26 protein-coding genes are annotated in these 23,700 nt (G+C 67.0%); 9 read left to right on the forward strand and 17 right to left on the reverse strand.

Annotated features, from left to right (window positions below; translation table 11 throughout):
* Nucleotides 1-239: 239 nt before the first annotated feature.
* The 5 genes from ACWEH3_RS28855 to ACWEH3_RS28875 all read right to left on the reverse strand — a co-directional run bounded on the left by ACWEH3_RS28855 (nt 240) and on the right by ACWEH3_RS28875 (nt 4,507).
* Nucleotides 240-701 (reverse strand): YbhB/YbcL family Raf kinase inhibitor-like protein, encoded by a 462-nt coding sequence (locus ACWEH3_RS28855; protein ID WP_450022428.1) that lies wholly within the window; start codon nt 699-701, stop codon nt 240-242.
* Between the two features lie 302 nt (nt 702-1,003).
* Nucleotides 1,004-2,098 carry an NAD(P)H-dependent flavin oxidoreductase gene (locus tag ACWEH3_RS28860; protein WP_450022430.1) on the reverse strand — a complete coding sequence of 365 codons (1,095 nt, stop codon included), beginning with the start codon at nt 2,096-2,098 and terminating at the stop codon, nt 1,004-1,006.
* A complete protein-coding gene (locus tag ACWEH3_RS28865; protein WP_450022432.1) occupies nt 2,095-2,853 on the reverse strand; it encodes a CoA-transferase subunit beta in 759 nt (252 codons plus the stop codon). Before ACWEH3_RS28865 ends, ACWEH3_RS28860 begins: the two co-directional genes overlap by 4 nt.
* Nucleotides 2,853-3,728: a CoA transferase subunit A gene (locus ACWEH3_RS28870; protein ID WP_450022434.1), complete on the reverse strand. Its 876-nt coding sequence runs from the start codon at nt 3,726-3,728 to the stop codon at nt 2,853-2,855. Before ACWEH3_RS28870 ends, ACWEH3_RS28865 begins: the two co-directional genes overlap by 1 nt.
* A 14-nt stretch (nt 3,729-3,742) precedes the next feature.
* Nucleotides 3,743-4,507 carry an enoyl-CoA hydratase family protein gene (locus ACWEH3_RS28875; RefSeq protein WP_039794869.1) on the reverse strand — a complete coding sequence of 255 codons (765 nt, stop codon included), beginning with the start codon at nt 4,505-4,507 and terminating at the stop codon, nt 3,743-3,745.
* 62 nt (nt 4,508-4,569) lie between these two features.
* On the opposite strand from ACWEH3_RS28875, the gene ACWEH3_RS28880 reads away from it, so the two are divergent.
* The 3 genes from ACWEH3_RS28880 (at nt 4,570) to ACWEH3_RS28890 (ending at nt 6,876) form a co-directional block, all read left to right on the forward strand.
* Nucleotides 4,570-5,352: an SDR family oxidoreductase gene (locus ACWEH3_RS28880; protein WP_450022436.1), complete on the forward strand. Its 783-nt coding sequence runs from the start codon at nt 4,570-4,572 to the stop codon at nt 5,350-5,352.
* Between the two features lie 28 nt (nt 5,353-5,380).
* A complete protein-coding gene (locus tag ACWEH3_RS28885; RefSeq protein WP_450022438.1) occupies nt 5,381-6,292 on the forward strand; it encodes an SDR family oxidoreductase in 912 nt (303 codons plus the stop codon).
* Between the two features lie 449 nt (nt 6,293-6,741).
* A complete protein-coding gene (locus ACWEH3_RS28890; protein WP_450022440.1) occupies nt 6,742-6,876 on the forward strand; it encodes a hypothetical protein in 135 nt (44 codons plus the stop codon).
* Between the two features lie 392 nt (nt 6,877-7,268).
* On the opposite strand, the gene ACWEH3_RS28895 is transcribed toward ACWEH3_RS28890, so the two are convergent.
* Together ACWEH3_RS28895 and ACWEH3_RS28900 are read right to left on the reverse strand one after the other, a co-directional pair.
* Nucleotides 7,269-7,685: a helix-turn-helix domain-containing protein gene (locus tag ACWEH3_RS28895; RefSeq protein WP_011207048.1), complete on the reverse strand. Its 417-nt coding sequence runs from the start codon at nt 7,683-7,685 to the stop codon at nt 7,269-7,271.
* A gap of 359 nt (nt 7,686-8,044) precedes the next feature.
* Nucleotides 8,045-9,208 (reverse strand): steroid 3-ketoacyl-CoA thiolase, encoded by a 1,164-nt coding sequence (locus ACWEH3_RS28900; protein WP_450022442.1) that lies wholly within the window; start codon nt 9,206-9,208, stop codon nt 8,045-8,047.
* A 102-nt stretch (nt 9,209-9,310) separates the two neighbouring features.
* Between ACWEH3_RS28900 and ACWEH3_RS28905 the strand changes: the two genes are divergently transcribed.
* Nucleotides 9,311-10,612, forward strand: coding sequence for a cytochrome P450 (locus ACWEH3_RS28905; protein ID WP_450022444.1), 1,302 nt, complete (start codon nt 9,311-9,313; stop codon nt 10,610-10,612).
* Between the two features lie 57 nt (nt 10,613-10,669).
* Here the strand turns inward: ACWEH3_RS28905 and ACWEH3_RS28910 are convergent, their stop codons facing one another.
* From ACWEH3_RS28910 to ACWEH3_RS28930, 5 genes are read right to left on the reverse strand one after another with little or no spacing between them, the layout of a single operon-like run.
* Nucleotides 10,670-11,086, reverse strand: a complete 417-nt coding sequence (locus ACWEH3_RS28910; protein WP_450022446.1) for a nuclear transport factor 2 family protein — start codon at nt 11,084-11,086, stop codon at nt 10,670-10,672.
* Between the two features lie 28 nt (nt 11,087-11,114).
* Nucleotides 11,115-11,999 carry a TIGR03619 family F420-dependent LLM class oxidoreductase gene (locus ACWEH3_RS28915; RefSeq protein WP_450022510.1) on the reverse strand — a complete coding sequence of 295 codons (885 nt, stop codon included), beginning with the start codon at nt 11,997-11,999 and terminating at the stop codon, nt 11,115-11,117.
* 5 nt (nt 12,000-12,004) lie between these two features.
* Nucleotides 12,005-13,171, reverse strand: a complete 1,167-nt coding sequence (locus tag ACWEH3_RS28920; RefSeq protein WP_450022448.1) for a thiolase domain-containing protein — start codon at nt 13,169-13,171, stop codon at nt 12,005-12,007.
* The gene (locus ACWEH3_RS28925) at nt 13,168-14,202 is read right to left on the reverse strand and encodes a thiolase domain-containing protein (protein WP_450022450.1); all 1,035 of its coding nucleotides are present in this window, start codon (nt 14,200-14,202) and stop codon (nt 13,168-13,170) included. The genes ACWEH3_RS28920 and ACWEH3_RS28925 overlap by 4 nt, the downstream gene beginning before the upstream one ends.
* A 12-nt stretch (nt 14,203-14,214) precedes the next feature.
* Nucleotides 14,215-15,165 (reverse strand): Zn-ribbon domain-containing OB-fold protein, encoded by a 951-nt coding sequence (locus ACWEH3_RS28930; RefSeq protein WP_450022452.1) that lies wholly within the window; start codon nt 15,163-15,165, stop codon nt 14,215-14,217.
* 130 nt (nt 15,166-15,295) lie between these two features.
* On the opposite strand from ACWEH3_RS28930, the gene ACWEH3_RS28935 reads away from it, so the two are divergent.
* Both ACWEH3_RS28935 and ACWEH3_RS28940 read left to right on the forward strand, forming a co-directional pair.
* Entirely contained in the window at nt 15,296-16,330 is a 1,035-nt protein-coding gene (locus ACWEH3_RS28935; protein WP_450022454.1) for an LLM class F420-dependent oxidoreductase, read from the forward strand.
* A gap of 25 nt (nt 16,331-16,355) precedes the next feature.
* On the forward strand, nt 16,356-17,948 hold the full coding sequence (locus ACWEH3_RS28940; protein ID WP_452358419.1) for an acyl-CoA synthetase: 1,593 nt from the start codon (nt 16,356-16,358) through the stop codon (nt 17,946-17,948).
* Nucleotides 17,949-18,183: 235 nt separating this feature from the next.
* Here ACWEH3_RS28940 and ACWEH3_RS28945 read toward each other — a convergent pair whose 3' ends face one another.
* The 3 genes from ACWEH3_RS28945 to ACWEH3_RS28955 form a co-directional block, all read right to left on the reverse strand.
* Nucleotides 18,184-18,390, reverse strand: coding sequence for a hypothetical protein (locus ACWEH3_RS28945; RefSeq protein ID WP_449917672.1), 207 nt, complete (start codon nt 18,388-18,390; stop codon nt 18,184-18,186).
* Between the two features lie 13 nt (nt 18,391-18,403).
* Nucleotides 18,404-18,835 carry a hypothetical protein gene (locus ACWEH3_RS28950; protein WP_450022458.1) on the reverse strand — a complete coding sequence of 144 codons (432 nt, stop codon included), beginning with the start codon at nt 18,833-18,835 and terminating at the stop codon, nt 18,404-18,406.
* Nucleotides 18,836-18,981: 146 nt separating this feature from the next.
* On the reverse strand, nt 18,982-19,113 hold the full coding sequence (locus ACWEH3_RS28955; protein ID WP_356963626.1) for a hypothetical protein: 132 nt from the start codon (nt 19,111-19,113) through the stop codon (nt 18,982-18,984).
* 752 nt (nt 19,114-19,865) lie between these two features.
* On the opposite strand from ACWEH3_RS28955, the gene ACWEH3_RS28960 reads away from it, so the two are divergent.
* Both ACWEH3_RS28960 and ACWEH3_RS28965 read left to right on the forward strand, forming a co-directional pair.
* On the forward strand, nt 19,866-20,366 hold the full coding sequence (locus tag ACWEH3_RS28960; RefSeq protein WP_450022463.1) for a DUF6879 family protein: 501 nt from the start codon (nt 19,866-19,868) through the stop codon (nt 20,364-20,366).
* Nucleotides 20,363-21,205 carry a helix-turn-helix domain-containing protein gene (locus ACWEH3_RS28965; RefSeq protein WP_450022465.1) on the forward strand — a complete coding sequence of 281 codons (843 nt, stop codon included), beginning with the start codon at nt 20,363-20,365 and terminating at the stop codon, nt 21,203-21,205. Before ACWEH3_RS28960 ends, ACWEH3_RS28965 begins: the two co-directional genes overlap by 4 nt.
* Nucleotides 21,206-21,214: 9 nt before the next feature.
* Here ACWEH3_RS28965 and ACWEH3_RS28970 read toward each other — a convergent pair whose 3' ends face one another.
* Nucleotides 21,215-22,213 carry a sigma-70 family RNA polymerase sigma factor gene (locus ACWEH3_RS28970; protein WP_450022467.1) on the reverse strand — a complete coding sequence of 333 codons (999 nt, stop codon included), beginning with the start codon at nt 22,211-22,213 and terminating at the stop codon, nt 21,215-21,217.
* 184 nt (nt 22,214-22,397) lie between these two features.
* Between ACWEH3_RS28970 and ACWEH3_RS28975 the strand changes: the two genes are divergently transcribed.
* A complete protein-coding gene (locus ACWEH3_RS28975; protein ID WP_450022469.1) occupies nt 22,398-22,817 on the forward strand; it encodes a VOC family protein in 420 nt (139 codons plus the stop codon).
* Nucleotides 22,818-22,889: 72 nt separating this feature from the next.
* On the opposite strand, the gene ACWEH3_RS28980 is transcribed toward ACWEH3_RS28975, so the two are convergent.
* Nucleotides 22,890-23,672, reverse strand: a complete 783-nt coding sequence (locus tag ACWEH3_RS28980) for a crotonase/enoyl-CoA hydratase family protein (RefSeq protein ID WP_450022471.1) — start codon at nt 23,670-23,672, stop codon at nt 22,890-22,892.
* Between the last annotated feature and the right edge of the window lie 28 nt (nt 23,673-23,700).

Consider the following 23,700-nt stretch of genomic DNA (forward strand, 5'->3'; position numbering starts at 1 on the left):
GACCGAGTACGAGGCAGCGCACTACGCTGACACAGACCGATGGGCCGAGTGACTACCGGCCCGTAAAACACCGGCAGGAAAGCCGGGGCGGTTCATTTTCCTTCCGGTCCGCTCGTCCGATGACATCGTTTGATAATGGTCTGTGCCACAGTCCTTTCCATATTTCGATCCGGCGTGTTCCCGCGGCGCACCGACAAGCGATCCGCTTGCACTCCTGGTCCGCTGTCCAGGGCTTTTCGTTAGTCGACGGTATAGGTGCCGACGAGCTGACCGTCTCCGATGCTCGCGTCGACGATCGCGGACCTCGCGTCGTCGGCTGACGTTCGGGCGTCTACCTCTACAGGGCGCGAGAGCGCGTAGACGATGAATCGGTAATGGTGGACGCCGGTGCCCGCGGGTGGGCACGGTCCGAAGTATTCGGCGCGGTTCGCGCTGTTGAGGCTGACCACCCCGCCCGCGGGTGTCTCCCCCTCCGCACTGGACGTGGTCGTCGGCGGGATATTGCTGACCACCCAATGTGTGAACAGGCCGCTCGGGGCGTCCGGGTCGTCCACGATCAGCGCCGAGGTGGCGGCTTTCGGGGGAATCGTCCAGTTCAGCGGCGGCGGCTCGTTCCTGCCTTCGCAGGTGTAGACCGCCGGAATCGGGTCGCCATGGTCGAAAGCGGTACTGTGCACGGAGATCTCGTTCGTCGCGGGCATCGCGGCCTCCGCTCGAGTCGAGGGGATGGTGATCGAGTCTGACGGTTCGCCTGTCTCATGGCGGCTGGCGATCGACAGGCGAACCTCGTTAGTTCGTTGTAAGTCCAGCGTAAGACGCCATTGCGGGGACCATCCAGAGTATGGGCAAATCTGCCGTTATCACTGCATGCCGGCGACCGGCAGCCCCCGCGATCATGGCCCGGTTCACCCGGCCGGATATGCGGGCCGTCGCCCGATGCGTCGGTCATTTCGATCTGGACACGGGTGGGGCGGCCCCGGGCTGAACCGGCGGCCGCCATCCCTCAGTCCGACCCTGTCCCCGCCGACTGCTTGTCCCGGGCCAGCGTCGCGATCATCTCGATCCGCTCCACCGCGTCGGTGACGATGCGATCGATCAGTTCCTTGCACGTGGGCAGGTCGTCGATGATCCCCGTGACCTGTCCCGCCGCGAGTACGCCCGCCTGGGTGTTGCCCTCGACCAATCCGGCGCGCAGGAGCATCGGCGTGTTCGCGGCCATGACGACCTGGGACCAGTTGAGATCCTTGGTCTTTCGCATGGCCAGCCCGTCGCGGATCATGGCGGACCACTTCATGCCGGTCATGCTCTTGAACCGGGCCGCGTTGCCCACCGCGGCGGCGAGGCCGCGCCAGCGGCCCGAATGCTCCAGCCGCTGCACCAGTTCGGTGTTCAGGACGCGGTGCGGCATGCCGTCGACTTTGAGCGACACCACCGTGTCCTGGAGCTGTCGCCGCAGGTACTCCTGCTTGACCGCATCGGGGACGGTGCTCTCCTGGGTGAGCAGGAACCGGGTGCCCATCGCGACGCCCGCCGCGCCGTAGGCCAGGGCGGCGGCCAGGCCGCGCCCGTCGAAGAATCCGCCCGCGGCGACCACGGGGATGTCCACCGCGTCCAGCACCGAGGGCAGCAGCAGGGTGGTGGCCACCGGGCCGGTGTGCCCGCCGCCCTCGCCGCCCTGCACGATCACGGCGTCGGCGCCCCACGATGCGACTTTGACCGCGTGCTTCGCCGCGCCGATCGACGGAACGACCACCACTCCGGCGTCTTTCAGTTTCGCGATCAGGTCCTGTTTGGGCGCGAGCGCGAACGACGCGACCGCCACCTGCTCCCGGATCAGCAGATCGATGCGTTCCGGCGCGTCCGCGGCGTCGGCGCGGATGTTCACGCCGAACGGTTTCGCGGTGTGCGCCTTGGTCTTCGCGATGGCCGCCTCGAGTTCGGCGAAGGTCATGGTGGCGGAGGCGAGGATGCCGAGCCCACCGGCTTCGGCGGTGGCCGACACCAGGCTCGGACCCGCGACCCAGCCCATGCCGGTCTGCACGATCGGGTGTTCGATGCCGACCAGATCGGTCAGCGGGGTACGCAAGCGCGGGCTCATGACGGGACCTCGGTTTCGCGAATCTTTCTGGGGTCGAGCACCTCACGGATCAACCGCAGCTCCTCGGCGGTCGGCTGCCGCGTCTCGCCCGCCTCCCCGAGCCCGGCGATCTCGAACGAGGTGTTCTCCGCTACCTCGTCGGCGGTGACGCCGGGATGCAGGCTGCGGGCGCGCATGGTGTGCTCGGGGCCTTCGAAATCGAAGACGCCCAGATTGGTCACCACGCGGTGCAGGTGGTGGAAGCGGTATGCCGGGTCGGCCGCGTCGACCTTGTCGTAGCCCACCCCGGAGACGATGTCGACCTTCTCGGTGAACACGCGCTTGGTGTGCCGCGCGACCCAGTAGCTGGTGGCGTGATTGATCGTGTTGCCCGGCGCGCCGCGCACACCGAACATCTGCCGGGTCGGCTGCTGCAACGAGCCGAACGCCGAAAGGTTCTGGTTGCCGAACCGGTCGATCTGATTGGCGCCCATCACCACGTGCCTGCGCCCGGACGCCACCACGTCGAAGACTCTCCGGAACGGAATCCAACCTTCGATCGGCGCTTTGCCGCCCAGCGGGGGAGTCTCGGCGAACAGCAGCGCCTCGCCGTCGGACAGCAGCAGATCCGGTTCGGTGGTGAGCTTGGCCAGCCGCGCGCCGATGATGGACATCGGCGACATGGGGCTGGCCATGATCTCACCCGCGCCGCTGAAGATCTCCGCGCAGGCGATGGCGCAGATCTCGGCGCGGGTGACGGTTTCGGTGCTGGTCATCACGCCTCCTCGGCGAATCGGCGGACGGCGGCCTGGTATTGCTCCTCGGAGCCGGTCAGATAGGTGTCGACGAACCGCTGCCACGACTCCGGCGTCTTCGCGGACTCGACGTAGTGCTTCTGGAACTTCTCGTCCCGGCCGTAGTCGTCGGCCGCCAGGGTGAAGTGCGCGCCGCCGGGTGCCTCGACCACGCCGTCCACCATCATGCGGTTGAGCAGCAGAGATTGCAGCGGAACGGTTTTCACCAGTTCGTCGGTCTCCACGACGCGCTCGACCGAGACGTAGCGGCGCTGCGCCGCCAGACAGAACAGATCGTCGAAGTAGGGGTCGACGCCGGTGTAGGCGGCGTTGCCGTGCGCGTCGCCGAGGTTCAGGTGCACCAACGCCGCGTCGAGATTCAGCGCGGGCATGGCGGTCAGGGTCTCCGGCGTGCCATCGACGGGATAGGGCGATTCGACCGTCTTCAGCTCGCCCTCCCAGAAGTTCGGGACGTCCGAGCCGAGCCCGGCGCGGATCGGCAGGAACGGCAGTCGCGCCGCCGCGGCCTCCAGCCCGCACTTGAGCATGCCTTCGTCCATCTCGCGGGCGACCAGCGCACCCGAGGTGCGCGCCTTGGCGAACCACGGGTCATAGAACGGCGCGGAATCCAGCGATACGAAGCCGTAGTACGCCTTACGCACCTTCCCCGCCGAACACAACAGCCCGAGATCGGGGCCGCCGTAACCGACCACGGTCAGGTCCGTGAGGTCCGAACGCAGAATGGCTCGCACCAGGGCCATCGGCTTGCGCCGCGACCCCCAGCCGCCGATGCCGATGGTCATCCCGCTGCGCAGCTCGCCGACGACCTCGTCGAGCGACATCCGCTTGTCTCGCATGGGTAATTCCTCTCTCACTGCCCGCTCTTGCGCGCCGCGAGGTCGTCGTCGAACCGGGCGCGGATCTCGTCGGCGACGCCGGCGAGGTTGAGTTCGAAGGTGAATCCCTGCTCGTACCGGTAGCTGCGGTGCACGTCCTGCACGTCGATGCCGTTCAGCGCCCGCTTGGCCGCCCGGATCACCCGGCCGTCCTTGGCCGCGATGTTCTTGGCCAGCTCCAAGGCGGCGGCGTCGAGTTCGGCGCGCGGCACCACCTGGTACACCGAGCCGTAGTGGTGCAGCTGCTGGGCGGTGATCGTGCTCGCGGTGTAGAACAGCGCGCGCATCAAGTGCTGCGGTACCAGCCGGGCGAGGTGGGTGGCCGCGCCGAGCGCTCCGCGGTCGACCTCGGGCAGCCCGAAGGTCGCATCGTCGGAGGCGATCACGACATCCGCGTTGCCCACCAGGCCGATGCCGCCGCCGAGGCAGAAGCCCTGCACCACCGCGATCACCGGCACCTGGCACTCGTACACCGCCGCGAACGCCTCGAAGCAGCCGTGATTGGCGTCGATGAGCGCCTGATGGCCGGGCTTGCTCTGGATCTCCTTGATGTCCACACCCGCGTTGAAACCGCGGTTCTCCGCGCGCAGCACCACCACCTTGGTGTCCGGGTCGCGGCCCGCCGCGCGCACTTCGTCGGCGATGGCGAACCAACCGTCCGTGGGGATGGCGTTGACCGGCGGATAGTCGACCGTGACCACGCTGATTCCGGTCGATTCGGAGTGGCGGTTGATCCCCATGGCAAGTCCCATCCTGTGTGAACGCATTGGCAAAGCAAGCAGTTGCTTGGTAGGTTAGCACGGTGCCACTCGAAATCGATCTGTCCGGCCGCGTCGTTCTGGTGACGGGCGGCGTGCGCGGTGTGGGCGCGGGCGTGAGCAAGGCGTTTCTCGCCGCAGGCGCTACCGTCGTGGCCTGTGCGCGGCGACCGGCTGACGCGCCCGTCGAAGTCGACGGCCGCGCGACCGACTACGTGCCGTGCGATGTGCGGGACGAGGACGCGGTGCGCGCCCTGATCGACACGATCACCGAGCTCCACGGCCGCCTCGACCATCTGGTGAACAACGCGGGCGGCGCGCCGTTCGCACTCGCCGCCGAGGCGAGCAAGAAGTTCCACACCAAGATCGTCGAGCTGAACCTGCTCGCTCCGCTGCTGCTGGCGCAGGCTGCCAACGCGGTGATGCAGCGGCAGGACGAGGGCGGCTCCATCGTGAACATCTCCAGCGTCAGCGGGCACCGTCCGTCGCCGGGCACCGCCGCCTACGGCGCGGCGAAAGCGGGCGTGGACAGTCTCACCGGCTCTCTCGCCGTCGAGTGGGCGCCGAAGGTTCGGGTGAACTCGCTGGTGGTGGGACCGGTCGACACCGAGCTGAGCCGACTGCACTACGGCGATCAGGACGGCGTCGACGCGGTGGGCCGGACCATTCCTCTGGGCCGCATGGCCCGGCCCGACGACGTCGGCCGCTGCGCCGTCTTCCTGGCCTCGCCGCTGGCCGCATACGTCAGCGGCGCGACCCTGCTGGTGCACGGCGGCGGTGAACGGCCCGCCTTCCTCGCCGCTTCCAATGCCGATCAGCAGTCCTGAACAAGACCGCACACGAAGAAGGACACATATGGACACCGAGCAGATCTGCGCCGGGCGCGTCGTCATCGTCACCGGCGCGGGCCGGGGCATCGGCCGCGCGCACGCCCTCGCTTTCGCCGCGGCGGGCGCCAGCGTGGTGGTCAACGACATCGGTTCGACCCTCGACGGCGCGGCCACCGCGGAAACGCCCGCCGCGCAGGTGGTCGCCGAGATCGAGGCGCTGGGCGGCCGGGCGGTGGCCAACGGCGACGACGTCGCCGACTGGGAAGGCGCTCGCAGGCTCGTCCGCCAGGCCGTCGATACCTTCGGCAAGCTGGACGTGCTGGTCAACAACGCCGGTTTCGTGCGCGACCGGATGTTGGTCAACCTGGGCGAGGACGAGTGGGACGCGGTGGTGCGCGTGCACTTGAAAGGCCACTTCGCGACCATGCGGCACGCGATCGAATATTGGCGTGCGGAGGCCAAGGCGGGCCGTCCGGTCGACGGACGGATCATCAACACCAGCTCCGGCGCCGGTCTGCAGGGCAGCGTCGGACAGAGCAATTACGGTGCGGCCAAGGCCGGTATCGCGGGCCTGACGCTGACCGCCGCCGCCGAATTCGCCCGCTACGGCGTGACGGTGAACGCCATCGCCCCGTCCGCGCGCACCAGGATGACCGAGACGGTGTTCGCGGACATGATGGCGGCGCCGGAGAGCGGCTTCGACGCGATGGCGCCGGAGAACGTGTCTCCGCTGGTCGTATGGCTGGGCAGTGCGCAGTCGGCGGCGGTGACGGGGCGGGTCTTCGAGGTGGAAGGCGGCAAGGTGGCGCTGGCCGACGGCTGGCGGCATGGTGAGCCCGCCGACCGCGGCGCCCGCTGGGATCCGGCCGAGCTCGGACCAGTCGTGGCCGACCTGATCGCCAAAGCGACTCCGTCGGAGCCGGTATACGGCGCCTGAGCGGCGTCGGCCCTTCAACGGGCGCGTTGGCGGACCGGGGTTTAGTATGGGCACCCGTCCGTTCGGAAAGTCCCGTGTGAGAGTGGCGACCGGGCACAGAACTGCGCTTCGACTGATGAGGGGAAGGCTCGGCGCATGAGAGTAGGTCGCGCGTTCCGTGTGCAGGCAGCGTCCGGCGCCGTCGCGGGCCCCGCTCTGCGCGGCGGCACGGTTTCCGCCCACGTGCCACTTTGCCGCCCATCGTGCGCGGCGGATCCCGAGCCGCCGCCCTACGACAGCGGCGATCCTTGGCTTCCGCTGGCCGTGCCGTGGCAGCGGTCGGAGGTCGATGCGGCCCCTGCCCGGCCGACCGCTGAAACAGGTTCGGCCGCAGCGGGTTCGGCGGCCGCCGGGTCGTCCGGTCTGGACGTTGTGCTCGGCTGCGGGTCGGCCGTGCCATCGTGCTCTACATGGCGGGCATCGTGGCGCTCGCGGTGCCGGCCGTGGATCGGATCCGCCGCGCGGCCCGGCTCGCGACCAGCAGTCCGGCCTGGGCTCGGCCCGCGTGGAAGGTCGCGAGCCTGCTCGGCGCGGTGACCGGGTGAGTGCGGTGGATTGCTCCGTCCGAAGGCTTTAGTCCGGGCGGCTGGTGCAGGCGCGTCTTGCGCGCCTATCGGATCACCGCGCCCGGCTGCGCTCGGAATTGATCGACCTCGCGCAAATACGATCAATCGGGCGCAATAGCCGAACGATCGGACTATTCGGACAGACCGGTTGGACCGGGAATCCTCTTCGGCATGAACGACTGCCGGCGAACCGCACCGAAAGTGCATATGTAAGCACATCATAGGGAGGGCGGCACTAACCGGCCTGCGGTCGCGCCCCAATTTCTCTGGGCACGACCGCACGCCGGTTGCGTGCTTCGCCCGCTTACGCGCGCGCAAAACACAGCACAGTGCGACCCGATGGGTCGCACTGTGCTGCCGTGCAGAAGAACCTATTCGGTTCCATCCGGAGGAATTTCGGGCAAGCCCTCGCTTGCCCGCAACTTCTCCGCCATGGATGTGAGGAGGTTCTGTGATTCTTCGGACAAGTCGAACGCTCTACTCGACAGCCGTCGCAGTCCATAGCCTTGCAGCTGGGACAGCAGCTCCAGATCGTGATCGATCTTGGCGGCATAGATGTCGTTGAAGAAGTAGTCCGGCTTGACTTTGAAGAACTTCGCCAGGGCGGCCACCGTCTCATCGGACGGGTTCGTCCGTTGTCCCGACCGCAACTGCGACAGGTACGGTTTCGAAATCGGATGTCCGGAGGCCGTCAGCGCCGCCGCAACCTCCGCGTTGGTGTGCGGCTTACGCCCCGGGGGATGCACGGTTTCGAACAGCTTGTTCAGCCGCGCCGCGAAATCAGCCATTGTGAGCCGCCCAATTCCCTTCGCTGTACTAACAGTCGTTATCTCGGATACGTATCATTGATATTAGCGGCTCAGTAACTGAAAACCTACGCCTGATTCCGGATTTCCTTGAAGCTTCTAGGTCGGAAGGCGGCGAAGGCACTGGGACGGTCGCGTTTGCGGGTCACGCCAAGGCCTCTCGAGAAGCCGCGGTACGAACCGGTTCTGGCCCGTCGCTGCGGTCTCTACGCAAGGGGTCTTGATAGCCGCAAGATAGCTGACATCTCATGGACTCGGCGGTACATGGGTTTGTGTGGCGTACGACACGTTTGCGCCCCTAGGGGATGAATGTTCAACCAACGCGCATGAAATAGTTGAACTTACAAACGTTCGATGATCGTTCCTGTCGCGAGTGCGCCACCGGCGCACATGAGAACCATTGCGGTGCTGCGGTCGGAGCGCTCCAGTTCGTGCAAAGCCGTTGTGATGAGGCGGGATCCGGTGGAGCCGACCGGATGTCCGAGAGCGATGGCGCCGCCGTTGACATTAACCCGATCCATGTCCGGCCGGTGTACGGAAGCCCAGGAAAGCGCGACCGACGCGAACGCTTCGTTGATCTCGAAAAGGTCGATGTCGCCGATATTCATGCCGGACCGCTCCAGCAGCCTGGTGCACGCCTGCACCGGGCCGTCGAGGTGGAACTCCGGCTCCGCGCCGACCACCGCCTGCGTGACGATCCGTGCCCGCGGACGCAAACCCGCTCGCTGCGCGGCCTTCTCGTCCATCAGCAGCACCGCGGCGGCGCCGTCGGAGATCTGTGAGGAGGATCCGGCGGTGTGCACGCCGCCCTCCAGGACCGGCTTCAGCTTCGCCAGGCCTTCGACGGTGGTCTCGCGCAAGCCCTGATCCCTTGACACATCGAGCTTTTCGCCGGTGAGGTTGCCCTCTTTGTCGGCCGCGGGTGCGGTGACGGTGAGCACCTCGCGATCGAACCGGCCCTCTGCCCACGCCTGCGCGGCCAAGCGCTGCGAGCGCGCGCCGAACGCGTCCACGTCCGCGCGGGTGATGCCGCGCCGCTTGGCGATTCGCTCGGCCGCCTCGAACTGGTTGGGCAGGTCGATGTTCCACGACGCGGGCCTGCGCGGCCCCGCGTTCTCGCCGACGTTGGCGCCCAGCGGAACCCGGCTCATCGCCTCCACGCCGCAGGCCATGCCGATGTCGATGGCGCCGGCCGCGATCAGGCCCGCGATCAGATGATTGGCCTGCTGGGCGGAGCCGCACTGGGTGTCGATCGTGGTGGCGCCGACCTGCCACGGCAGGCCCGCGTGCAGCCACGCGACCCGGGTGACGTTGTTGGACTGCTCGCCCGCCTGGGTGACGCAGCCGCCGATGACCTGTTCGACCTGCGCGGGGTCCAGGTGTGCGCGCTCGAGCAGCCCGCGCTGGGCCGCGCCGAGCAGTTCGGCCGCGTGCAGGCCCGACAGCCAGCCGCCGCGCTTGCCGATCGGGGTCCGTGCGGCCTCGACTATCACGGGTGTGCCCATGTCCAACCTTTCATTATGGGACAGAAAACTGAAACGCGTTCATAGCACTTGTCAGGGGCGGATCTGTCCGGTTTCTTTCCTCGTTCTCGCGCCTGTGCTTCAATGATTATAGAACGTGTTTCAGTTTGTCGAAGGAGACATCTGGTGGTAGACACTGGGAATGCCCGGCCGAATCTTCCGGACGGGTTCGACGTCACGGACCCGGCCATCTACGCCGAGCGTGTTCCGGTCGAGGAGTTCGCCGAACTGCGCCGGACGGCGCCGATCTGGTGGAACCCGCAGTCCCCTGACGTCAGCGGCTTCCACGACGACGGCTTCTGGGTGGTGAGCAAGCACGCCGACGTCAAAGAGGTCTCGCGGCGCAGCGACGTGTTCTCCAGTTACGAGAACACCGCTATCCCGCGGTTCAACGACGACATCGCCCGGGAGCAGATCGAGCTGCAGCGGATCGTTCTACTGAACATGGACGCGCCGGAGCACACCAAGCTGCGCAAGATCATCTCGCGCGGCTTCACCCCGCGCGCCATCAACGGCCTGCGCGCGGAGCTGTCGGCCCGTGCTGAGTCCATCGTGAAGGCGGCGGCCGAGTCGGGTTCCGGCGACTTCGTCACTCAGATCGCGTGCGAGCTGCCGCTACAGGCCATCGCCGAGCTGATCGGTGTCCCGCAGGAGGACCGGATGAAGGTCTTCTCCTGGTCCAACGACATGACCGGCTACGACGACCCGGAGAGCACCGCCGACCCGGTCGCGGCTACCGCGGAGATCCTGGGCTACGCCTACCAGATGGCGGCCGCGCGCAAGCAGTGCCCGGCCGGCGACATCGTCACGACGCTGATCGAAGCCGATGTCGACGGTGACAAGCTCACCGAAGAGGAGTTCGGCTTCTTCGTGATCATGCTCGCCGTCGCGGGCAACGAGACCACGCGCAACGCCATCTCGCACGGCATGATCGCGTTCCTGGAGAACCCGGACCAGTGGGAGCTGTTCAAGAAGGAACGTCCCGCCACGGCCGCCGACGAGATCATCCGGTGGGCCACTCCGGTCACCTCGTTTCAGCGGACCGCGCTGGAGGACACCGAGCTCGGCGGCGTGCAGATCAAGAAGGGCCAGCGGGTGGTCATGCTGTACCGCGCGGCCAACTTCGACGAAGAGGTCTTCGACCAGCCGGAGAAGTTCGACATCATGCGCGCGGACAACCCGCACCTGGCCTTCGGCGGCACCGGGGCGCACTTCTGCATCGGGGCGAACCTGGCCCGGCTGGAGATCGACCTCATCTTCAACGCCATCGCCGACCACCTGCCCGACATCACCAAGGTCGCCGACCCCAAGCGGCTGCGTTCGGGCTGGCTCAACGGGATCAAGGAGTTCCCGGTCGACTACAAGACCTGCCCCGTCGCGCACTGAGACACAGAAAGGGGTCCTCGCACTTCGGTGCGGGGACCCCTTTCGTAGGCCGTGGCGTCAGTCGGCCGGCCGCGCGGTCTTCATGGCGCGATCGACCTCCCAGAACGCGCGCAGGGCGGCGATCTTGCCGTCCTGGTTCACCCGGTAGGTGAACACGCCGTCGGCGTCGATCCGGTGCCCGCCGAGGGTGCTGCGGATCGTGCCGGTGAAGGCGACCTCGTTGCCGCAGGCGAACGAGTCGCCGAACAGGAACTCGATCAGATCGGTCTTCGCGATCGCCTTGTCCCAGAACGCGGCGATGGCCTCCGTGCCGCGGTGGCCCTTGCCCTCCGGGTCGAAGCCCGACGGGCCGATGGGGTCCTCCACGATGCCGTCCTCGGCGAACAGCGCGACCCAGGCACGCTTGTCCCGTGCTCGCACGGCGGCCTGCGACGCAAGGCCCGCGGCCCGGGCCGGATGCTCGGTGGTGGTCATACGGCCTCCTTCGACCGTTTGATGGGTCTCACCGCGCGGCGAGCACGGGTTCGGCTATGTACTGTCGCGCGAACTTGCGCAGCGAGTCCTGCTTGGCGGCGAGTTCACCGTCGAATCCGATGCCGTCGGCCAGCCAGGGCACCACGATCGCGTCGGTGACGCCCGCGTCCGCGAGGTCCTGATAGCCCGACCGTCCGAAGCGATCGACGCACACCGCCTGGATCTCGAACGGCTCGTCGGCCCGGCCGTACTCGGCGCGCAGCGTGCCGAGCTTGCCGATGGTGCTCCGGAGTTGGTCGTAGGTCATCATGGCCGAGGTCCAGCCGTCGCCGACCCGCGCGGCGCGGCGCAATGCCGCGTCGGTGTGCCCGCCGATATAGAACGGCACCGGCTCACTCGGGGCCGGGCTGATCTGCAGCGGATCGAAGTCGAAGAACTCGCCGTGGTACTCGACCATGCCACCGGCGAGCACCAGCTTGATCACCTCGATCATCTCGTCCACCCGCGCGCCGCGGCGTGCGAAGGGCACGCCGCACCACTCGAACTCTTCCGGCGCCCAGCCGATTCCGACGCCGAAACCGAACCGGTTGCCCGACAGGTTGGCCACCGAGCCGACCTGCCGGGCCAGCAGCAGCGGATTGCGCGAACCCAGCTTCAGCACGTTCGTGTAGAAGCGGATGCGGCTGGTGACGGCCGCCATGGCGGTCGCGCCGATGAGCGGGTCGACCCACGGGGTGTCCGGCCCCCAGAACCGGCTGCCGTCGGCGGTGTAGGGGTACTTCGCCGCCGCCGACTTCATGTAGAACAACGAATCCGGCAGGGCGATGGACGAGAAACCGCACTCTTCGGCGGTTTTCGCGAGCTCCGGCAGCTGGTCCAGCGGACTCAGCGCGATGCCGACGGTGAACTTCAGCGCAGTCACCGCCGCTCCGCTCCGACCACCCACATCGAGAAGTACTGCGAACCGCCGCCGTACGCGTGGCCCAGCGCCTTGCGCGCGCCCTCGACCTGATAGTCCCCGGCCCGCTGCATGATCTGCTTGGCGGCCTCGGCGAACCGGATGAGCCCGGAGGCGCCGATCGGGTTGGACGACAGCACGCCGCCGGACGGATTGACCGGAAGGGTGCCGCCGATCTCGGTCTCGCCCTTGTCGGTGAGCTTCCACCCGTCGCCCTGCGGCACGAAGCCGAGGTTCTCCAGCCACATCGGTTCGAACCAGGAGAACGGGACGTAGATCTCGGCTACGTCGATCTCCTCGAGCGGGTTGGTGATGCCGGCCGCCTGCCACAGCGCCGCGGCCGCGTCGCGGCCCGCCTGCGGGTTGACCTGGTCGCGCCCGGAGAACGTGGTCGGTTCGGTACGCATCGCGGTGCCGTGCACCCAGGCGACCTTGCGGCCGGTGGCCTCGACCGCCTCGGCGGCGTCCGCGTCGCCCAGCACGATCGCGCACGCGCCGTCGGACGAGGGGCAGGTCTCGTCGAAGCGGATCGGGTCCCACAGCATCTGCGAGGCGAGCACCGATTCCAGCGTGATATCGGGCTGCTTCAGGTGGGCCAGCGGGTTCTTGGCGCCGTTGCGGCGATCCTTCACCGCCACCATGGCGCCGATGTGGCCCGGGGCGTTGGAGCGCCGGATGTAGGAACGTACGTGCGGCGCGAAATATCCGCCCGCGCCCGCGCCGACCGGCATGGTGAAGGGCACCGGAATCGACAACGCCCACATGGCGTTCGACTCCGACTGCTTCTCCCACGCCACCGCGAGCACGCGCTTGTGCACACCCGCCTGCACCAGATTGGTCGCGACGATGCCGGTGGAGCCGCCGACGGAACCGGCGGTGTGTACCCGCAGCAGCGGCTTGCCGGTGGCGCCGAGCGCGTCCGCCATGAACAGCTCGGGCATCATGACGCCCTCGAACCCGTCGGGCGCCTTGCCGACCACGACCGCGTCGATATCGGCGATGGTGAGTCCGGCGTCGGCGAGGGCGCGATCGATGGCCTCGCGGCACATCCCCGACATGGAGACGTCGGTCCGTTTCGTCACGTGATGGGTCTGTCCGGTGCCGAGCACCGCAGCTGGCAAGCTCATCGGTTCTCCGATCCCAAGACGGTCACAAGGTTCTGCTGGAGCGCGGGGCCGCTGGTGGCGTGGGCCAGGGCGCGATTCGCCGAGCCCGCGATGATCGCCTCGGCCGCGAAGCCGATGCGCTCCAGGCCCGCGGCGAACATCGGGTTGGCCGCGAGCGCGCCGCCGGACGGATTCACCTTCGTGCCGTTCTTCAGCCCGATCGCCTCCGCGAGAATCAGCTGCTGATGGCTGAACGGCGCGTGCAGCTCGGCGATGTCGAAGCCGCTGACGTCGCCGCCGGTGGCCGCCTGGGCCGCGGCGGCTGTCGAAGGCGAGACGGTGAGGTCACGCGCACCGAGCACGGGAGTATCGATCCGATGCGCCATGCCGGTGATCCACGCGGGGCGTTCGCACAGTTCGCGGGCGCGGTCGCCCACGGCGAGCACGATGGCGGCCGCGCCGTCGGTGATCGGCGCGATGTCGTGCGCGCGCAGCGGATCCGCGACGTAGGGCTGGTCGAGCAGGCTGTCGGCATCACCGTCGCCTGCCACGACGGCCGCCATGTCGCGCTCGGTCCAGCGACCCGCGTCCAGACCGGCGCGCGCCTGCAGGCCGGCGATGGACCAGGCGTCCGGCCACAGCGGCGCGACCAGGTAGGGGTCCAGCTGCATGGTGAGCACCTGGCGCTGCGTGCCCGCGGAGGACTTGCCGAAGCCGTACACCAGCGCCGTCGTCGCCTGCCCGGAGCGCAGTTTCACCCACGCCTCGTACAGCGCCCATGCGGCGTCCATCTCCACGTGCGATTCGTTGATCGGCGGCACCGCGCCGATGGCGTCGATCGCCGAGATGAACGAGAAGGCGCGTCCGGCAAGGTAATCGGACGAGCCGGAGCACCAGAAGTCGATATCGGACTTGGTGATGCCGAGTCGGTCGTAGAGCTGCTGGAAGCAGGGCACCAGCATCTCGACACCGTTGGTGGTGCCGAAGGTCTCCGGCACGTGCGGCGCGTGGGCGAAGCCCACGACCGCGATGTCGGTGGCGTTGTCAGTCAACGTGCGCCTCTCTCAGAGGTGGTGCTTATAGGTCTCGTAGTCGGCGTCCGGCTCGCCGGAGGGACGGAAGTGGTCCACGTTCTCCAGTCCGTAGCCCCACTCCTCGCGCGGCTTCCACACCGCCTGCACCCGCATGCCCATACGCACCTCGCTCGCGTCGCAGCCGAGCACCAGGTGCAGCACCGGGATGTCCGCGCCGTCCAGCAGCACGTAGGCCGCGACGTAGGGCGGCTTGATCCGCTGGCCCATGAACGGCACATTGACGATGCAGAAGGTGGTCACGGTGCCGTGATCGGACAGTTCGATGAACTCGTCGGTCGGCCTGCCGTCGGTCGGATTCGCGCCGCGCGGCGGGAAGTACACCTTGCCCGCGGCGTCGGTACGCGCGCCGATCAGCTTGCCTTCGGCGAGTCCGCGCAGGTACACGGTCTCCTGCGGCGAGGCGGTGTGCTTGTAGGACAGGTCGACCGGCGTCGTGATCATGGTGACCGGATCGGCCGAGGCGGACTCCACCGGTGCCGAAGCCTTCTCGCCCGGCTCGAAGCAGAGGATGTCGCGAATGCTGCCCTCGGTCTGCTCGGCCCAGCGGGCGGTCACCCGTAAGCCTTTGCGGATGTCCTCGGGTGCGGCGACGTCGACGGCGTGCAGCAGCGTCGTATCCGCGCCGTCCAGCCGGATCAGCGCCCAGGCGAACGGGCGGTCGAACGGCTGGCCCGGCAGCGGCTCGCGCACCCAGGTCCAGGATTCGACGGTGCCGGTGTCGGCGACGTCGACGAACTCGGTCAGTGGTTCGGCGGTGATCGGATCGTATTCCGGCGGCGGCACGATCACCCGGCCGTCCGACCCGCGCGCGCCGACGATCTTGTGGTCGCGCAATCGGGTCAGAAAGGTTCCGATGGTGGTGCCGACGGAGCGGGTGTAATCGAAACGCACCCGCAGGGGCGCGCTGAGTACCTCGGGCACGGCGCCCGTGTTCAATGCCGTGCCGCTACCACCAGCGATTGCCGTGGATGCAGTATTCCCCTGAGTCACGATATCGAGTAGAACAGGTTCTAACTCTGGTGGCAAGCAGTTGATCGGAAAGGGGTCCGGCGTGAAGTTCGGATTGCAACTCGGGTACTGGATGGCCCAGCCGCCCGCGAACGCGGGGGAGCTGGTGGTGGCGGCCGAGGAAGCCGGGTTCGACGCCGTCTTCGCCGCCGAGTCATGGGGGTCGGACGCCTTCGGTCCGCTCACTTGGTGGGGTTCGGCCACACGGCGCGTCCGCCTGGGCACATCGGTGGTGCAGATGTCGGCGCGCACGCCGGCGGCGACCGCCATGCACGCGCTCACCCTCGACCATCTCAGCGGTGGCCGCGCCATTCTCGGCTTGGGCGTCTCGGGTCCGCAGGTAGTGGAGGGCTGGTATGGCCAGCCGTTCGCCAAGCCGTTGCAGCGCACCCGTGAGTACGTCGGGATCGTGCGCCAGGTGCTCGCCAGGCAGGCGCCGGTCACCAGCGACGGCCCGCACTACCCGCTGCCCTACACCGGGCCGGGTTCGATCGGGCTCGGCAAGCCGCTGAAGCCGATCGTCCATCCGCTACGTGCGGATTTGCCGATCTGGCTGGGCGCGGAGGGGCCGAAGAACGTGGCGCTCACCGCCGAGATCGCCGACGGCTGGCTGGCCATCTACTACGCGCCCCGGCTGGCCGGGATGTACGACGAGTGGCTCGACGAGGGCTTCGCGCGGGCGGGCGCGCGGCGCAGTAGGGAGGACTTCGAGATCGCCGCGAGTTGTCAGGTGGTGATCACCGACGACCCGGCGGGCGAGCTGGAGCGGATGCGCTGGATCATGGCGCTCTACATCGGCGGCATGGGCGCGCCGGAGTTGAACTTCCACGCCCAGGTGTACCGGCGCATGGGGTACGACCGCGAGGTCGACGAGATCGGCAAGTTGTTCCAGTCGGGCAAGAAGGCGGAGGCCGCAGCGGCGGTGCCGGACGAGCTGATTCTGGACACCGCGATCATCGGAGACGAGGAGCATGTCCGCAAACAGCTGCGGGTCTGGGAGGCCGCGGGCGTCACGATGATGTTGGTGTCGGTTCCCGATGTCGCGCAATTGCATCGGCTGGCACCCCTTGTCGAATAGTAGAACACGTTCTAAATTCAATGGGGTGACTGCCTCACCCGCCCCGTCGGCTCCGCACAATCCCCCCGTACCGGAGCCAGTGAAAATTCTCGGTCTGTGGAACATCGCCGAAGCCGAACCCGATCGGATCGCGATGGTCGATCCCTCGGGCCGGGAGGTGACGTATCGCGAATTGGCCACGCTCGCCAATCGTTACGCCACCGGCTTGCGCGGGCTCGGCCTGAAAACCGGTGACGTGCTGGTGAGCATGGTGCACAACTGCGTGGAGGCGATCGCGGCGTACTTCGCGGCCTACCAGTCGGGGTTGTACATCGTCGCGGTGAACTGGCATCTCACCGGTCCGGAGGTCGCCTACATCCTGGCCGACAGCGAGGCGAAGGCGTTCATCGCCAGCGATCGTTTCGCCGCCGCGGCCAAGGCCGCCGCCGACGAGGCTGGGTTGCCCGCGACGGCGCGCTTCGCGGTGGGCGAGATCGAGGGCTTCAAGTCGGTGGCCTGGCTCGGCGCCGCCGACACCGGCCGTCCGTCCGACCGCAGCACCGGCGCGCCGATGCTCTACACCTCGGGGACCACGGGACGGCCCAAGGGCGTCCGGCGGCCGCTCACCGGCGCGGACCCCGATGTGGTCCCGGCGCACACCACCGCGTTCTTCGGCCTGTTCGAACTCGCGCCCTACGACGACCACGTGCACATCTGCGGCTCGCCGCTGTACCACACGGCGGTGCTGAACTTCGCCACCATCTCGATCAACCTGGGCCACAAGCTGGTTCTGATGGACCGCTGGGACGCCGAGGAGATGCTGCGGCTGATCGACAAGCACCGGGTGACGCACAGCCACATGGTGCCCACCCAGTTCCACCGGCTGCTGGCCTTGCCGGAGGAGGTGCGCGCCAAATACGACGTGTCCTCCCTGCGCAGCATGGTGCACGGCGCCGCGCCCTGCCCGCAGGAGACCAAGCGGCAGATGCTCGAATGGTGGGGCCCGACGGTCACCGAGTACTACGCGGCCACCGAGGGTGGCGGCACGGTGATCAACGGCGCCGACTGGCTGCGCAAGCCGGGCTCGGTCGGCAAGGCGTGGCCGTGGTCGGTGATCAAGGTGCTCAGCGAGGAGGACGGCTCCGAGGTGCCCGCGGGCGAGACCGGCCTGGTCTACATGCGCATGGGCGCTTCGAGTTTCGAGTACCACCACGACAAGGCCAAGACCGAGGACTCGCGCGTCGGTGACCTGTTCACCGTCGGCGACATCGGGCACCTCGACGAGGACGGCTACCTCTACCTGCACGACCGGCGCTCGGACCTGATCCTGTCCGGCGGGGTGAACATCTACCCGGCGGAGGTCGAGAACGTCCTGATCACGCATCCGAAGGTCGCCGACGTCGCGGTTTTCGGCGTCCCGCATCCGGATTGGGGCCAGGAGGTGAAGGCGGTCGTACAGCCCGTCGACGGAACCGAGGGCGACGACGCGCTCACCGAGGAACTGCTCGCCTTCGCCGCCACGCAGTTAGCGAAATACAAGATGCCGAAGTCGATCGACTATCTGCCCGAACTGCCGCGCGATCCCAACGGCAAGCTCTACAAGCGCAAGCTGCGGGAGCGGTACATTCCCGCGTCCTGAGGCACCCCGCCGGACGGACGGGGTCGGGCAACGCCCGGCCCAGGTCCGACGGAGGGCAGGCGCCGCGCAGCCGGGCCGCTGGGGCTGTGACCCGGCCGCGCGATGACGCCGAAGGCGAATGCGCCCTTCACGATTACCGTGAAGGGCGCATTCGCGTCCCCGCGAAAGGGATCTGCGAGCGTACCGGTGCCCCCAGACCGGACTCTGGGGGCACCGTCCTCGATTCCGCTCCGGCTCACTCGTCCGGCGTGTACTCGGCGTACTGCCCCGACTTGGGGAAGGTGGCTAGGGCCAACTCCCGTGCAGCCTGGATCAGTGCGGCTATGGCCCGGTGCTCCGGACCGAGGTACCGGCCCGCTTCCTCTGTGATCTGTTGAAGCTGGTCTCGTAGCCGCACCGAGGTTTCCTCATCGAGTGCGCCGGGGGGTTCCGTGGTAGACATACCGCTCCTCTGGTCAGAACCGGTTGGGGCACTCGGAGTTCGGGACCTCCACCGCGCCGGATGCGTTGTTGTAGGTGAACTGGTGCCCCTGAATCTTGCCGCGTATACCGACGCTGACACGCCACTTCCCGGCGTAGCACGCGGCGGACACCGCGTAGGAGTGTCCACCGCCCCGGAACGGTGGGGGGATGGTCGAATCGGTTCGGGTAGAGACAACCTCCCACCGACCGCCCTCCTCGTGCTGCAACGCCAAGACGACTATGTGTTCGTCCGGCGGGACATCACACGCGGCAATGCCGTCGCCTGTGATCTGGGGCGGTAGCACTGTCGGCACCGAGTGCGTGAACTCGAAATCGCAACTGCGGGCGGCGTGGGCCGTGCCGGTAGCTGCTGGACTCATGCCGATCAGCACAGCCGCAGCGATCAGCCCAGTAATGGTTTTCAACGGTTATCCCCCGATTTCGATGTCAGACCGGACCTAACTCGCTCCAGAAGATCGGGCGTTGGAGGTTCCCACTCGTCAAAGCTGGAGAGAAGAAACAGACCCGATCTCGTACCGGGATCACGTACCGGAAGACCCTCGCCGGTCATCTAGATACCGCCTTGCTGACGCGTATCTTCGCGTTCGATCCGGTCCCGCCCCTGTTTCGGTATCCGCTGAGGCCAGAACACCACCGCGAAGAACGCGACCAGCGGGACAGCGAAGGCTATGAACAACCCCATCACGCGGGCTCCGTCTTGTCGCCCACCGAACCGAGTCGTTCCGCTTCACCAGGACCGAACACCCGAGCGTCGTTACACGACTGCCGCGGGGGGTGGAACTCGACATACACCCCCGGCTCCGGGCCGTCGGTGTCACCCCACCGTTCGAACACACCACCAGGGAACGGATAAAGCTCTGTGCGCCTGCGTTGTTGGTCTCCGTCTGCGGTCATCTCAACCCCCTGTAGTAGGCAAGTGGTAGGCACCCCGTGACCGGTTCGCGGCACATGTCACGGGGGCCGACTCCGACGGTACGAATCGTCTACCGCGCCGGTCCACGATCGTGCTCAATCGTGCACGAGTCAAAGATTTCCAGTCCTTACCTGGTATCACTGAGCCGCAATCGGTTCTGTACGTGCAATCTCGTGCACGACATGATCCGGAGGTACTACAGATGCCGTTAGGTTTTCTGGGCAAAGGCGGAAGCACTAACAACGGATGCCCTACCTTGCTGACGAACGACCCTGGCAGGTACGTCGTCCAAGCATGGAAAACGGACCGGGCCGATACAGTCGAGTTGCCACACCTGCTACTCGGGTTCTTGGAACCGGATACGTTCATCGGTGCGACGTTGACCGACACCGGCCGGGGAACATTCCGGCTCACCGGTCGGCCGGTCACTGAACCGGAACTACTCGCCCAGCTCGACATCGCTGACGATGAAACTGCTATCGAGGTTCCGAAGCTGGAAAGGACGTTCTACGGTGCTGCTAGTGCCCGATGAAGGGTTCCCGGACCTACTCCGGACCTGCAAGCGGGAAGCGTTTCACCTCGAAGTGCTCGACTCGTACGCCGAACCGAACGAGCATGAACCGTTCCGGCGATTCCTGGCAGACGAGCCGGATGACTACGCATGGTTCCAGCCGTGGACCGAGCTTGTAGAGAAGACGACCAGCCGGGGTGTAGCGGTCACACGGGTACGAATCGTCACCGAACCGCACACCGACTACACCCGGTTCGCGCTTGCCGTGGCAGCGCTCAATGTACGGGCAGGCGAAGACATTCGATATCTTCCCCGGCATCATGCCGGGGAAGTCCCTCCGGACGACTATTGGCTACTTGATGACGAAACAGTGGTCTTCTCAGCGTTCGGGGAGTCCGGAGGTTGGTCCGGTGCGGCAACTACCGACCCGCACATTGCCGCATACTGTCGCGGGCTCCGAGCCCGGTTCTGGCCTCTTGCCACTCCGTTTCCGGAGTACGTCACACAGTGACCGGTTCAGTTGACCAGCAGCGCGAGTATCTCGGGGCGCAACTCCGAGGTATTCGCGTTGCCGCCGGGTTGTCCGGTGCGGAGTTGGCACGCCGTAGCGGATGGGACCCAAGCAAGGTCTCAAAGATCGAATACGGCCGGATACGCCCGTCTCTAGAGGACATCTCGGTGTACTGCCGACACTGCAACGCGGGTGACCAACTAGCAGACCTCCACGCGGCGCGGCAGAGCATCGATACCGCGTACCTCGAGTGGCGGAAGATTCTCGGTACCGGAACCAAGCGCAGACAGCAAGCATCGATCAAGTGGGAATCCGAAGCTCGGATCATCCGATCGTTTGAACCGGTTTTGGTTCCCGGTCTTCTACAGACCGCCGACTACGCGGCGGGCATCCTGCGGAAGGTAATCGAGTTCCAGCAGATTCCGAACGATCTGGACGCGGGTGTATCCAAGCGGTTGCAGCGGCAACAAGTCTTGTATCAGCGGGATCACTTGTTCCACTTCGTCCTTGGTGAACAAGCGTTGTATACCACCGTTGGCGACGCTCAGACGATGGCCGGCCAGCTCGACCGGCTCTTAGCCGTCCAAGGTATGCCACGTGTGACGCTCGGTATCGTGCCGATGCTGGCACCGTTCGAGACGGCTACCACGTCGTTTCTGATGTTCGATTCAAGCCGTGTCCTGGTCGAAAACATAACAGCAGAGCTGTCGATCACTCAGCCGCGAGAGATAGCGGTGTATCACCGGACGTTCGATGTCCTGGCCGGTCAGTCCGCGACCGGCGACGCTGCACGGGAGCTGATCCGCAAGGCGCTGGACGCCCGTACGCCCCGACCGTGACCGTGCGAGTCAGACGCTTTCGCGGAGTTCCGGCGCGAGGCCGAACAGCGGGAACAACTTCTCGGTGTCGAGGAAGAAATTCAGTCCGGCGATGGTGTCGCCGTCGAGTTCCAGCACCGTGATCGACCACGGCACCCACACGCCCGGCTCGTCGCTCGGCTTGTAGTGGCCGAAGGCGGGCAGGCCGTTGGCGCCTTCCAGCCGGACCAATCGCGAATCGCGGCAGGCGCTTCCGGTGCCGAGCATGAACTCGGCCACGTTCTCCGGGCCGGAGACCCACAGCTCGATCGGCGGCATGGACAGCGCCACATCCGCTTTCAGCAGCGAAGTGAGCGTATCCATGTCGTAGTCCTCGAACGCCTTGACGAAATTGTCGACGAGTCTGCGCTGGTCGTCGTCGGTCTCGTCATAGGTGTCGGTGGCCGCGGGCTGGACCTTGGACATGGTGGCGCGCGCCCGTTGCAGTGCGCTGTTGACCGACGCGGGCGACATGGTGAGTGCCTCGGCGGTCTCGTTGGCGGAGAAACGCAGCACCTCGCGCATGATCAGGATCGCGCGCTGGGTGGCGGGCAGGTGCTGGCAGGCGGCGACGAAGGCCAGGCGCAGCGTGTCCTTGGCGCTGGCGTGCTCGGCCGGATCGGCGCCGAAGGCCAGCGCGTTCGGGATCGGCTCGATCCAGACGTAATCCGGTTGGGGCGCGGGCAACGGCGAATCCGGTCGCGACGGACCGGACAGATCCATCGGCCGGGCGCGGCGCTGCGGACCGTCGAGCATGTCCAGGCAGACGTTCGTGGTGATCTTGTACAGCCAGGAGCGCAGGCTGGCGCGGCCCTCGAACGAATCGTAGGACTTCCATGCCCGGGTGAGGGTCTCCTGCACCGCGTCCTCCGCTTCGAAGGACGAGCCGAGCATGCGGTAGGCGTACGCGCACAGCTCCCGACGATGGGTCTCGAACGCGGCGAGCAGATCGGGAGCGAGGCCGTCGGGGGAGCCGGGCGAGTCGTTCATGGCTGCCACCCTGCCACAGGCCACCGACAAGAAACAGGCTGTTCAACTCGAGTGCCGCACTGATCAAGATCATTAAACCTGGCCGGCCTGTGGGGCGTGTCACGGTCGTCGCGGCGATGAATCGACCGCTCGCGGACCGTCATATCCGGTGACACGAAAAGAATTTGCTCGAGAGGAAGAGGCCATGAGCAGCAAGATGATCTTCATCAATCTCCCGGTCGCCGATCTGCACCGATCGATGGCGTTCTACGAAGCGCTGGGCTGGAAGGTCAACCATGACTTCACCGACGACAACGCGGCCTGCATCGTGGTGGACGACAACATCTGCCTGATGCTGCTCATCAGGGATTTCTTCACCACCTTCAGCAAGCGTCCGGTGGCCGACACCAAGGCGGCGATCAACGCGGCGTACGCGCTCGCGCTCGGCAGCGCCGAGGAGGTCGACAGCCTGACCGACGCGGCGCTCGCCGCGGGCGCGACCGAAGAGGTGAACGAGGACAAGCGGGCGCAGGAGGCGCAGGTCGGCATGCACGGCCGCACCTTCATCGACCCGGACGGTCACCAGTGGGAGCCGTTCTGGATGGATTACCCGGGCGCGAACTGAGCCCGGCGAGGGGTCGCCCCCGATGCGCGTGCACTGGTCGTGCATCGGGGGCGTAGGGCTCGATCCGGGAACTCAGTTTCCGGTGAAAGAGGGCTTGCGCTTCTCCGCGAACGCGCGCGGCCCTTCCTTGGCATCGGCCGAGCGGAATACGGACATGCCGAGCTTGGCGTCGATCTGGAAGGCGTCCTCCTCCGGCATGGCCTCGGTCTCGCGGATGGTGCGCAGGATGGCCTGCACGGCCAGCGGGCCGTTGGCGGCGATCTGCTCCGCGATCTCCAGCGCTTTGTCCAGCGCCGTGCCGTCCGGCACCACGTGCCCGATCAGGCCGATCTCCTTGGCCTCGGCGGCGGTCAGGTGTCGTCCGGTGAGCAGAATCTCGGCGGCGACGGTGTAAGGGATCTGGCGGACCAGCCGCACCGCCGAGCCGCCCAGCGGAAACAGGCCCCAACGCGCCTCGGAAACGCCGAATTTCGCGCTCTCCCCGGCCACGCGGATATCGGTGCCTTGCAGGATTTCGGTGCCGCCCGCGATGGCGGGGCCCTCGACCGCCGCGATCAGCGGCTTGGTCAGCCTGCGTCCTTTGAGCAGCGCCTCGAGCTTGGCCGGATTCCAGCCGCCGCCGTCGATGGTGTCGCCGGGGTGCTCGGAGGTCATGCCCTTGAGATCGGCGCCCGCGCAGAACGCGCCGCCCGCGCCGGTCAGGATCGCGACCCGGATGTCCGGATCGTCGTCCACCTGGTTCCAGGCGTCTTTCATGATCGCCATCATCTCGCCGGACAGCGCGTTTCGCGCCTCGGGCCGGTTCATGGTGACGATGAGGACGTGGTCGCGCTTCTCGACAAGGCAGTGCGGCATCGCTGATTCTCCTGACTTCGAGCCTTGT

It is taken from the genome of Nocardia sp. NPDC004718 (assembly GCF_053601535.1).